Raw genomic sequence first — 11,186 nt, 5'->3', positions numbered from 1 at the left:
AGAACCTCCCGTCAACATCACACCTAATGCAGAGCAGCCTCGCGTTTCCTTGGCAGATGCGGCCTGAGCCGTTTGGGGGCGATCGAATGCCTATGCAGAACGAGCCTCTCACAGTGCGGCGACGCGATCTGCTCTCGCTGATTGGTACCGTGGCCGGCAGCGCCGCGATGTACCACACAATGACGGCGCTCGGCTTTGCCTCTGAATCTCGTTACACAGGGCCGATCCGGCTGGACGGTGATGCCAAAGGCGCTTCTGTGCTCATTCTTGGTGCGGGCCTTGCCGGCATGACGGCGGCGCTGGAGCTACGCGAGGCCGGCTACAAGGTCCTGATGCTGGAGTTCAACGACCGTCCCGGCGGGCGAAACTGGACCCTGCGCGGTGGCGATATTTTTGTTGAACTCGGCGGCTTCAAGCAGATCTGTGCCTTCGAGAAGGGCCTTCATCTCGATCCGGGGCCATGGCGGATTCCCTATCATCACCGCGCGCTGTTGGATTATTGCAAGAGGCTTGGCGTTGCGCTCGAGCCCTTCGTCCAGGTCAATCACAACGCGTATCTACACGCCTCGGGCGCTTTCGGCGGGGCGCCGCAGCGAATCCGCGCAGTAAAGGCCGATTTCCAGGGCCAGATTTCGGAACTGCTTGCGAAAGTTGCAAACCAGGGCGAGTTGGATCAGGCTGTTTCCGTGAAGGACAAGGAAATCCTGCTGCTTGCATTGAAATCCTGGGGCGCGCTTGATCACAACTACAAATACAGAGAGGGCCTGATTGCCTCCGCATATCGGGGTTATGCCAAACCGCCCGGCGGAGGGCTGTCCGCGACTCCCCTTCCGAGCGAACCGGTAGCGCTCTCGGATATCCTGAAGTCGCAACTGTGGCGCTATTTTTGGAATTTCGCCAGGTACGAATTGCAGACCACAATGTTCCAGCCCGTCGGCGGCATGGATATGATCGGCAAGGCCTTCGCGCGCGAAGTCGGCGAACTCATCCGCTATAATGCAAAGGTCACGGAAATTTGGCAGAACGATTGCGGCGTCACCGTGACCTACGTGGACGCCAAAAATCCCGCGCAGTTGCAAAAGGTCACTGCCGAATGGTGCCTGTGCACGATCCCGTTGTCGATCCTGAGCCAATTGCCTATCAATGTCGGCGCCGCGATGAAGGCGGCTATAGATGCCGTGCCTTATGGGGCATCGGTAAAAGTCGGGCTGCAGTTTAAACGCCGATTCTGGGAGGAGGACGACGCGATCTATGGCGGCATCAGCTACACGGATTTGCCAATCCGTGAGATCGGATATCCCAACACCGACTACAACAAGTGCGGCCGCGGCATCTTGCTCGGTGCTTATCTTTTCGAGGGCGCCAACGCCTTCGAGTTCACCGCCATGCCGCCGGATGAGCGCGTGGCGCGCGCGGTCGAGTTCGGCGCCGTCATCCATCCTCAATACCGGACGGAGTTCGAGAACGGCATCGCGGTTGCGTGGCATCGGGTGCCATTCACGCTTGGGTGTAGCGGCCACTGGTCAGAGGAGGCGCGCAAGCAGCATTATCGCAATCTATGTAGGATCGACGGGCGCATTTTGCTCGCTGGCGAGCATGTCTCGGCGTTACCGGCCTGGCAGGAAGGCGCCATCCTCTCCTCACTAGACGCCATCGCGCGGCTGCATGAGCGGGTGATCAAGCCATGAGGCGAAGATGCGTCCGCGGCATTAAGCATGTCACCTTCGCAGCCATAGCGGCGCTGTTGTTGCGGTCGTCGTATCCCGTGCTCGGGCAAAACGATCCGAAGGCGCTAAAGAGCCATTATTCTTCCTCCAGCGATCGCTTTGTTGAGACGACTGGCGAGCAGCTATATATCAATGTGTGCCGCGGCTGCCACATGGACGATGCGATGGGCGCAAGCGCCGCAGCCAGCTATCCGCCGCTAGTCGCCAACCGCAATCTCGAAGCGAGCTTTTATGTTATCGATGTCGTCCTCAACGGCCGCCGCGGCATGCCCTCCTTCGGCGACATGATGAGCGACGACCAGATCGTCGGAGTCGTGAACTACCTGCGCACGCATTTCGGAAACAGCTACTCAGATGCAATCAAGGCGAGTGACGTGCAAGCGGCGCGAAGGTGAAGGGCGCAAGATAATGAAGAACGACGTTCTGCTTGCCCCACTTGCGGGCAGACCGCCGGGAGTCGGGTAAGCGTCTTCGGGCAGTGGTTGATACCAATTATTCGAGGGATTGTGGATGGCAGCGCTTTTTGCATGCTGTCATTCGGCTCATACACGCCTCCGTCGGAAAATTCAACAAAATCCAGCGTGCCACTTTCGCGTCGGACCTAATTCGAGCAAGCCGTTCAGGATCGTCGGCTAGCTCGGCGGTCACTATGCGAGCTTGGGCTTCGAACATCTTTACCGCGGGTGGTGAGCCAACTTCGCCGCGGTTGGTGACCTGGCCTGCTCCCGGAATCTTGAGCCGGTCTGAGTGAAAGCTTTCCGGCTATGATCGCCGTGGAAGGGGCTGTAGGCGATAAAACGTCGAAACTCACGCCCCGCAGACAGCCCTCACCCTGCTGAGTCAGATGCCCCGACCACGAGAATAGCAAGGTGAAGAAGCTGAAGAGGTGTCGCTCGACAAGGATTGCCGCAGGGACGTCATCCGCCGAATGCATGGTCGCACTGCTAGGCCTCCATCCCCACCGGGGTTCGGGACACTTTTTCAACGCCCGACATCGGCATCACGCCGAAGGTTCGCAGTTGAACAATGTCAGCAGAGCCATAAAGCCGACGCTGTGGAAACGGTTCTCTCTCTATTTATTTCCAAAGACCGCGCTCGTGGTTCGTTCCGATCCATGAACGGGTCCTCCTTTCCAGCCTCAGGGGGAGGTGGACTATCCACACTGCCGGAACGATGATCGCGGCGAATACGGCAAACAGCTAACAATCATTGCAGCGAGGGAACTCTTTGCAAGGAGCACAACGCGGTGAGCCTACTGCAGAACTATGATTTCAGGTGGCCCCAGACCGACTACCGCATCTAATCATCAACTCCGCCGCAAATTTCCAACCCTAACCCGTGCAGCGTAGCCGCGGTGTCGCCCTGCAGCAGCAGCAGGCCCTGCTGTTTTCAACGAATTCCTTTCCGTGCCACCAGAAACGAGCGTCGTTCACGGTTCTCCGAACTTCCGGCAACGTCTTGTTCCTTCCGTGCTGACGAACTTGCGTTGCAACGAAGGGAACTAGCAGATCCTCGACGCTCAAAACCTCACCGTTCTTGACCACACGGCTGACCTTTGCGGCATCCTCGATATGCAGCAGCGGGTTTCCTTCGACGAGGACGATGTCGGCAAGCGCCCCCTCGGCAATCGTCCCCAAGGGTTCGCCAAGAAATTCGCCAGGATAGCGGGTTGCCGTCAACAGCGCTTCATATGGACTCACGCCATAGCGAACCATCGCCCGCAGATTGAGATGTAAGCTGATGGCCGGGAAGTCGATCGGCGCGTCGGTCCCAGTGATGATTCGGCCACCATCGCGCAACACCCCCTTGACTTGCGCGACATTGCGTTCGAGTTCGGCCATCATGGTCAGCCCATTTGGACCTGCCATCAGTCTGGCGCGTTCTTCGAGTCGTGCATACTCCCACGCGGGATAAAACGTTTTAATCCGGATGTCGTCGATCCACGAACGATCCTCGCCCAGCAATGCGTTGGCGGTGAAGATGGTCGGCGTACACGAGATGCCGCTCTGCACGAATACCTCGAGGACGTCCTGATAGGCGACTCCCAATCGACTCATGGTTCGCGAGTAACCGAGCCGGCTGGTGGCGCCAAGATGCTCCATCGCGTCGGCGCCGAAAGCCGCGGCGGGATACTGGTAGTGTGACGTGACATGCAGACCGCGGGCATGCGCCCAGGCAATGACATCGCGTTGCGTCTCGGGCGCCAATCGGACATAGGTCTTGACGAGATCGTACGACAAGGCTTCCGCGCGTTGCAACTCCAGGGCGATCTGTCCCTGCTCGGTGACCGGGCGCATGAAATTATAGAATATCCTGGACCCGTCGATCGCCTCCCCCGTCGCAAAATGACGTGGACCCACCCGGGCCCCGGAGTCGATGGATTCCCTATCCTCCACCATGTGATAAGCGGGCGAGCCGACGGAGCGGGTCGTCGTGATCCCCAGAGAAAGCCACAACCGGCCTTGCCGGTCGCCATATGAATAGCCCTGCATTTGGCGATGGGTGTGCATGTCCATCAACCCAGGCATGGCTGTCGACCGAGGAGCATCGACGATTTTGGCGTCGCCATAAGCATCGCCGCCCTGGGACACAATACCGGTGATCTTATTGGAGGCGATGAGGATATCGACATTCTCCCGAAGGTCCGGACCGCGGCCATCCCACAAGCGTGCGACGCGGAGCACTGTCCGGCCCGCCGGTTTGGCCATTGCCCAATGCAACGAAAGCGGTACGCTTTGCGGCTCTCCCCCGTCGGCCGCAAGCAACCGCAAATTTCCATTACATAGATAAAGCAACGTTTTGGAGTCACCGCTCCACGTCGGCGCGTCCGTAACCTCCGCATTGATCACACGTGGCGGGCCGGTCAGCCTGCATCGGGCATCAACCGGAGCGATCCACAGCAGACTGGCCAGCACGAAAGCTACCTTCGTCCCGTCAGGTGACCACACAGGTCCGTCGTCGCCGCGCGTACTGAGCGATCGGTGCGGAAGAGCGGACTGGTATTCGACCTCACCTGTTATCCGATCGACGGTCAGGATTTCACTCAGCCCCTCGCGATAGCTAGCGGAGTAAGGTTTGAATGCTGCAAGGGCGATTGTCCGCCCATCAGGCCCCCAACTCGGCCTGCCCGGTTCCCATAAAGGACCATAGACTTTCTGAACAGTGCCGCTCTCGATCTCAATCGTATAGAGACTGCCGGCCTGATCCAAAAACGCGATCAATCTGCCGTCCTGCGACCATGAACCGGATAACGCAGCATCGGACCGGTGTGTGAGTTGGCGATCTTCGCCGGTGCGCAGGTCGCGCAACCAGACATCTAGCTTGCCGCCGCGGTCACTTGAATAAGACAGCCAGTGCCCGTCAGGCGACCATGCCGGGTCGGATTTATGGAATCCGTCGCCGCAAACGCGGCGCGGCCGGTCTCCTATCGTCATCGTCCAGATATCGTTGAGAGCGCGGAACGCGATATTGCGGCCATCGGGCGACAAGGCCGGGCTACCAATACCGAGAACCGGACGTGATGCGACCGAATCGAAGTCCCGCCGCACTTTCTTGTGCTTCGGCTTGACGATTGGAAGCTGCGCAGAGAACTCAATAACGGAACACTGCGTGGTTTCCAGGGCGCGCCGCCGGATCTTGCCCCCCGACGTGTATACGAACTCGCCAGTGGGCAACCATGACGCCCGAAAAGGAAAAATGTCTTCGCCTTGCACGATAATACCGCGGGGCCCATGCAACTGCGCCGCCCCGTTGCTCAGAACAAGGTAGGTGAGATCCCCGTCGGGAGACCAGGATGGAGCGTGGATCTCCTTTTGATTAAGGATGTCTCTTGAGCTGTGAACGGAGGCAAGAGTGGTCCGGTTACCCAACTCGTCCATCACGTCCAGTGATGACCTGTTGGTGACGAACGCAATCGTTCGTCCGTCTGGGGACCAGGCCGGCTCGGTCTCCTCGGTCGCGGAATCGACCAACGATTCCACCGCGCCAGTATCCCGGTCAAAAGCGTAGATGCCGTAGCCCATGCCGCGATCCGACGAGAATGCGATGCGTCGACCATCTGGAGAGTAGCTTGGTTCGCGATGATCGTGCGGACCACGCGTAAGCTGCCTCAACCCGCTCCCATCGGCAGAGATTGTCCAGAGATGCCAATTTCCGTCGCGATAGGATTGAAAAACGATCTCCTTCCCGTCTGGACACCAGTGCGGTTGCGCGACGTCGCCGAATTCATCAGTCAACCGCCGCGCGAACCCGCCCTCGATGCCAACAAGCCAGAGGCTTCCGGCCAGGTCGAATGCGACCTTACGCCCGTCCGGCGAAACGGCAGCAGAGATGTTCGTTCCCTCGGCAACGGTCGCGTAATGTTCGGCCCTGGAAGGGGAGATGTGGGATAGAGAAGCGCCATAAGGGGCCAGTATCGCACCGCCCCCCATCGACAATAATTTACGACGACTGATCGCGCTTCGTGAGGTTGTCGTCATTATACAACAACTTTCTTCGACCTGTGCCGTTCTATCGCGGCCTTGAATGGACTATGGCGCCCCAAGAGCCTAGGCGTTCGACATTCGGAACGAATATGAGCGGCAGCCACATATCTCGGGGCTTTCGCCCCCTATGACATTCGGTGGCTGGGGCAATTACGACGGGTCCAAGAAGCACCTGTATTGCTCACTCTACTCTTCGGCAAGATACCGCTGCTTACGATCAGGTGAGCGCGAAACAAGAACAGAGCTCTTGCTTGGTCAAGCGTTGTGGAACGCGGGTACTGGAGTGGCATAGATCTCCTCCTCCGTTTGTTGCGGCGAAAGCCAAGCAGATATCGGGCCAGTCCACTTCCCAATGACGCTGCCGCACATTTTCTATAGAATGTCAGCCCTATAAATAACAGAGTCCCCCGAAGTTATGACGCAACAGGTCGCCAGGCCTTGTGACCGCTCGCAGTGCGCACTCCGTCCAACGCACCTCAGGTCAGCGTCGTAGCGTGCCACCAAAGCTTGTGTTCGCTCTCCCGTTTGCACCACGTACTTGCTTAACATTATGTGACCGTCATCCATTGCCTGGCTGTTGCAGATCCGTGGCGCCACGCACAATTCGCCCTCAGTCAACTACCGACTGAAACAGTTGATACAAGACACAGCAATATGCGAGCGCTTGTTGCGACTATCGGTTGCCAGGCCGACCTGACCGTAAGGAGGCCACTTCTCGATAGCCATAGAGCGGCGACTTCGACCGATTAGGCGAAACTGGTCGCACTCACGAAAGAGAATAGGACGCTTGGAATTGGGTCACGCCGTATGATGATCATCGCTGCAAGTGAATCACTGCAGGCAGGCCACTCTAACCGCGGCAGGGGCCACCGCTCCTCAGTTTCGTCATCGCCGAAGCGCACTGATTACGCCACCGATCTGGAGATACTGGTCCAGTGTCTAGCAAGCTCACCCGCGATTAAACAACACGCAAAGATTTGCACTCGGGTGAAGAGCAGAGCAACCCTTTCACATTCCTGGACAGAAAATGAAGTTGGGTGAACTTCCTTCGCGCATCCCTGTGGCGGGCAGGTTACTTGTTGGCAGGAATCGCCGAGGCACCTGGGTTGCTCGCGACCAGAATCGCCGTTTTGGCGGACTGTTCGTGAATCGCGCCCAAGCATTAAAATACGCGCGCAGCCTTGGCCAAGATTCAGAAGGTATTGTCGAGGTGGCGGAAGAGATCGAGCTCGACATTTTCTAATCTCTCAGCCCGTTTGCGCTCATAACGATTTGAGTCCGGCCCGACGAGAAACAAAGAGTCAAAGAGTGAAGGCATACCGAATAAGCACCATCGCGGGAGATTGTGCCTAGGGTTTGGTCATGTTGAACGCTTTGGCCGATGAAGAGAACCACAGCATGAGAAGCAGTCGCTTTTGCCAAGAGCACTCCTATCGGGATCAAAGGTAACCGGTATGAGCTCCCACGTCTGCGGCGATCAGGGGGCGCGTGCGTAGCGGATCGGCATCCAGTATTGGCGCGTGGCCTCGACAGCTGCTGGAATATCGGCGTTACGGAGAAAGTGCCCGGTCTCGGGGTCCCTTGCTGGCAGTCCGAGCAGTGGGTGCCCCTGATCGTCGCGACAGTGCAGCAGGATGGGCAGAACCAGGCAGTGATTGAGGTTGCCGGCGTCCAGCAACGGCGCCCACGCCGGCAACCTGAGCCGCATCGCGGCGTAGAATCCCTGACACCAGGGTCGCGGATCGACGTCGCCATTGGGTTGGCGCCGGTGCATCGGCTCGAACTGGTCGGGCGCGGTCGTAAGGACGTTGCTGATGTCGTTATGGCGCAGCGCGGCGGCGGAGAGCGCCGCGAACTCCGGGGTGCCGCCGTGGTTGAAAGCGTCGGCGTCGATGGCGAGCAGCGGGCAGATCCAGTCGAGCGGGCTCATCGACACTGGTCCGGCCACGATCGCGGCGACATAACCGTCGAGCATGGGGATGCTGGTGGCGGCAGGATGCCGATCGACGCGAGCCTGCAGCCACCGCTCGAGTTCCTCAAGCGGCATCGCGGCGGTCGCCATCGACGGCGCGGCCTTATGGCGGCGCGAGCTCATGCCACGGCCTGTGCGGTACGCTGGCGGGCCGCCTTCCAGTTCCAGGCCAGCAGCTCGTGCAGTTGATGGCTCTTGGTTCGCCCGGACGCGATGCGCTCCAGCACGTCGGCGAGGTAGGCCTGCGGATTGAGCTCATGGAGCTTTGCCGTGTTCACGATCGATGCCAGGATTGCCCAGCTCTCGGCGCCGCCCTCGCTGCCGCTGAACAATGAGTTGCGTCTTCCCATGGCAATCGGGCGCATTGAACGCTCGACCGTATTGCTGTCGACCTCGACGCGGCCGTCACGGAGGAACAGCGTCAGCCCGTTCCAGTGATTGAGCGCGTAGTTGATCGCCTCCGCCAGCTTCGACTGCGAGAAGAGCTGGTCGACAATCGCGGTCAGTCGCGCCTTGAGTGCCGCCATCAACGATGCGCTCCTGGTGCAGCGGACGGCCAGCCGCTGCTCGGCAGTGCTGCCGCGGATGTCCGCCTCGATGGCATAGACCGCCTGCAGGCGTTCGATCACCTCGCGCGCGAACGGCGACTGCGTCGTTTTGAATACCTCGACGAATTTGCGTCGGGCATGGGCGAGACAAAAGGCGAGCTGGATCGCGCCGCCGTGACCGCGGGCGAGCGCCTTGTAGGCGGCATAACCGTCCACCTGCAGAATACCGGAAAAGCCCTTCAATTGTCCGGCGATTTGCTCGGTGCCGCGGCCGTTGGCGAACACGTAGGCAACCGCCGGCGGCGAGGGGCCGCCCCATGGCCGATCATCCATGGCATGTGCCCAGAACTGGCAGATGCGGGTGCGATGTCGTCCGGGATCGAGCACCGGCATTGGTGTCTCATCGCAGAACAGGCGCGGCGAGGCCTGGATCGTGCGCAGCTGAAGCTCATAGAGGATCCTGAGCCACCAGGCCGCACGCTTCACCCAGCCGGCCAGCGTCGCGCGGTCGAGATGGACACCCTGGCCGGCCAGAATTTGCACCTGTCGGTACAGCGGCAGATACCAGGCGAACTTCGAGACCACCACGTGGCTCACGAGTGCGGTCGAAGCCATGCCGCTCTCGATCAGGCGCGGCGGCACCTTCGCTTGGACCACACCATCGGTGCAGCTGCGGCAGCCATATTTGAGACGGATCGTGCGCAGCACCCGCAGGATCGCCGGGATGATGTCCAGCACCTCGCTGACGTCCTCGCCGATCTTGTGGAGCTGACCCTGGCAGCACGGGCAGGCCGTCGCCTCCGGCTCCAGCACCTGCTCGCAGCGCGGCAGGTGCTTTGGGAGTGCGCCGATGTTGCGGCGCGCCTTCTTGCGTAACTTGCCGGGCGGCTGCGCCGCAGGCGCATCGTCGTTGGCCTGCACAGGCAACGTGGCGTCGGTCTCGAGATCGCCCAGCTCAAGCGCGAGTTGCTCGTCCACGAGCACCGCAAGTCGCTCCGAGCGCTTCCCGAAGATCATCTCCTTGAGCGTCTGCATCGCCACACGCAGCTTCTCGTTCTCGGCGTCAAGCGCGAGCACCATCTCGGTCAGAGCTGACGGATCGGTCGGGAGAGCGTCGGGGCGAATCGCCATAACCAGACGATACATCCGCGCGCCACAGGCTCCAGCGAAATCCCCACCTCTCAGCCGACAACGGCCGACTGCTTCACAGGCTTGGGTGAGACACGCGTCCACTCAAGCCCATCGATCAGCATCGCGAGCTGCGTCGCGCTCAGATACACCACGCCGTCGCGGATCGGCGGCCAGGTGAAGCGTCCCTCGTGCAACCACTTCGTCACCAGGATCATACCGCTGCCGTCCCACGCCAGAAGCTTCACTCTGTCCATGCGCTTGCTGCGGAACACGAAGACGTCGCCGCAATACGGGTTCGCATGCAACCCTTCGCTCACCAACGCCGACAGCGTGTGCACCGACTTGCGGAAATCGACCGGCTGTGTCGCTAACACCACCTTGAGGTCAGATCGTAACGCAATCACCGGTCGCCTCGGAGCGCCGCCAGCACCGTCGAAAGCGTCGCCAGCTCCACTCCCGGCTCGACCCGAATGCGCGCCCCGCTCATCTCGATCTCGATGACCCCGGAGAGCTTGGTGACCGGCGCAGCGATCTCCAACGACCTCGTCTGTACCGGCGAAACACGCGCGGGCTCGCCAGTCGTGTCGCCTCCGCTCTCCGCCTCGACGTGGATCGGCACGAAGCTCGGCGCCTTCCCGGCCACCGCCGCCGCAACCTGGCGTCGCCACACCGTGAGCAGCCCGCGGGCAACACCGTTGCGGCGCGCCACCTCGGAAATGTTGACATCAGCCTCAAAGCTCTCCGCCACGATCCGGACCTTCTCCTCGCCCGTCCATCGTCGGCGCCCCCGGTCCCCCGTGATCACCTCAATGCGACGATACGAGTCGCCTTCCTGCCTGGCATCAAGCATGGCATTTGCCATCGTTGCACCTCCACCGATCAGCTCATGCCAGGCTGTATCCCAGGCGAACCTCGCGACGGCGAGGTGGGCCCCTCATGCCGATTACGATCAAAGAGCTTGAGGCCGCGTTTCGGTTGGCGATTTGTGCCGCAACCACATTGCGAGCGCGCGAGTGGCGGCCGCCTCTTCCAAAAAGGCCAAGCGGCTGAAGAGGATGCAGATAAGGGCACTCGGCTGAGGAGGTTTTCGGCTGATACTGTGTGCTGGATGAACCCGATTCGGAAGAACTTGCAGCGAAACGAATCAAGACGCGCATCCAAGCGGAACCTATCGAGCAAGTAGTAGGTGCCAACCGCATCCGCGAACGCCGCCGTATGAAGGCATCAGGGTAAGCGATGTTTTGCGGCCACCTTCCGGATGATGTGCTGATCTGCGAGTCTGCGGCTTGGTTTTGACCGTAAGGCTTAGAATGGACACAGTGCG

The 11,186-nt window shown here is 60.2% G+C and carries 8 protein-coding genes; 3 read left to right on the top strand and 5 right to left on the bottom strand.

The window, feature by feature from the left end; genetic code table 11:
- Positions 1-92: 92 nt before the first annotated feature.
- The gene (locus ABIC03_RS37280) at positions 93-1,688 is read left to right on the top strand and encodes an NAD(P)/FAD-dependent oxidoreductase (protein WP_354065787.1); all 1,596 of its coding nucleotides are present in this window, start codon (positions 93-95) and stop codon (positions 1,686-1,688) included.
- A 59-nt stretch (positions 1,689-1,747) separates the two neighbouring features.
- Positions 1,748-2,122: a c-type cytochrome gene (locus tag ABIC03_RS37275; protein ID WP_354065672.1), complete on the top strand. Its 375-nt coding sequence runs from the start codon at positions 1,748-1,750 to the stop codon at positions 2,120-2,122.
- Positions 2,123-3,058: 936 nt separating this feature from the next.
- Here ABIC03_RS37275 and ABIC03_RS37270 read toward each other — a convergent pair.
- A complete protein-coding gene (locus tag ABIC03_RS37270; protein WP_354065670.1) occupies positions 3,059-6,205 on the bottom strand; it encodes an amidohydrolase family protein in 3,147 nt (1,048 codons plus the stop codon).
- Positions 6,206-7,238: 1,033 nt separating this feature from the next.
- Here ABIC03_RS37270 and ABIC03_RS37265 point away from each other — a divergent pair.
- Positions 7,239-7,454, top strand: a complete 216-nt coding sequence (locus ABIC03_RS37265) for a hypothetical protein (RefSeq protein WP_354065668.1) — start codon at positions 7,239-7,241, stop codon at positions 7,452-7,454.
- A gap of 234 nt (positions 7,455-7,688) precedes the next feature.
- On the opposite strand, the gene ABIC03_RS37260 is transcribed toward ABIC03_RS37265, so the two are convergent.
- The 4 genes from ABIC03_RS37260 to tnpA are packed head-to-tail and all read right to left on the bottom strand — an operon-like array spanning position 7,689 to position 10,712.
- Complete coding sequence (locus ABIC03_RS37260; protein WP_354065666.1) at positions 7,689-8,306, bottom strand: UPF0149 family protein; 618 nt, start codon at positions 8,304-8,306, stop codon at positions 7,689-7,691.
- Positions 8,303-9,862 carry an IS66 family transposase gene (gene tnpC, locus ABIC03_RS37255; RefSeq protein WP_354065785.1) on the bottom strand — a complete coding sequence of 520 codons (1,560 nt, stop codon included), beginning with the start codon at positions 9,860-9,862 and terminating at the stop codon, positions 8,303-8,305. The genes ABIC03_RS37260 and tnpC overlap by 4 nt, the downstream gene beginning before the upstream one ends.
- A 50-nt stretch (positions 9,863-9,912) precedes the next feature.
- The gene (tnpB, locus tag ABIC03_RS37250; RefSeq protein ID WP_354065664.1) at positions 9,913-10,266 is read right to left on the bottom strand and encodes an IS66 family insertion sequence element accessory protein TnpB; all 354 of its coding nucleotides are present in this window, start codon (positions 10,264-10,266) and stop codon (positions 9,913-9,915) included.
- A complete protein-coding gene (tnpA, locus tag ABIC03_RS37245) occupies positions 10,263-10,712 on the bottom strand; it encodes an IS66-like element accessory protein TnpA (RefSeq protein ID WP_354065783.1) in 450 nt (149 codons plus the stop codon). The genes tnpB and tnpA overlap by 4 nt, the downstream gene beginning before the upstream one ends.
- Positions 10,713-11,186 lie beyond the last annotated feature (474 nt).

It is taken from the genome of Bradyrhizobium sp. RT6a (assembly GCF_040547675.1).
Classification (GTDB): Bacteria; Pseudomonadota; Alphaproteobacteria; order Rhizobiales; family Xanthobacteraceae; genus Bradyrhizobium.
The sequence above is the reverse complement of the archived record's forward strand: the minus strand, read 5'-3'. Positions and strand labels throughout refer to the sequence as shown.

Bases quoted from the DNA above. Each gene is read 5' to 3' on its own strand.
- ABIC03_RS37265 (WP_354065668.1), top strand. From the start codon at position 7,239: ATGAAGTTGGGTGAACTTCCTTCGCGCATCCCTGTGGCGGGCAGGTTA.
- ABIC03_RS37280 (WP_354065787.1), top strand. From the start codon at position 93: ATGCAGAACGAGCCTCTCACAGTGCGGCGACGCGATCTGCTCTCGCTG.
- ABIC03_RS37260 (WP_354065666.1), bottom strand. From the start codon at position 8,306: ATGAGCTCGCGCCGCCATAAGGCCGCGCCGTCGATGGCGACCGCCGCG.
- tnpC (WP_354065785.1), bottom strand. From the start codon at position 9,862: ATGGCGATTCGCCCCGACGCTCTCCCGACCGATCCGTCAGCTCTGACC.
- tnpA (WP_354065783.1), bottom strand. From the start codon at position 10,712: ATGCTTGATGCCAGGCAGGAAGGCGACTCGTATCGTCGCATTGAGGTG.
- ABIC03_RS37270 (WP_354065670.1), bottom strand. From the start codon at position 6,205: ATGACGACAACCTCACGAAGCGCGATCAGTCGTCGTAAATTATTGTCG.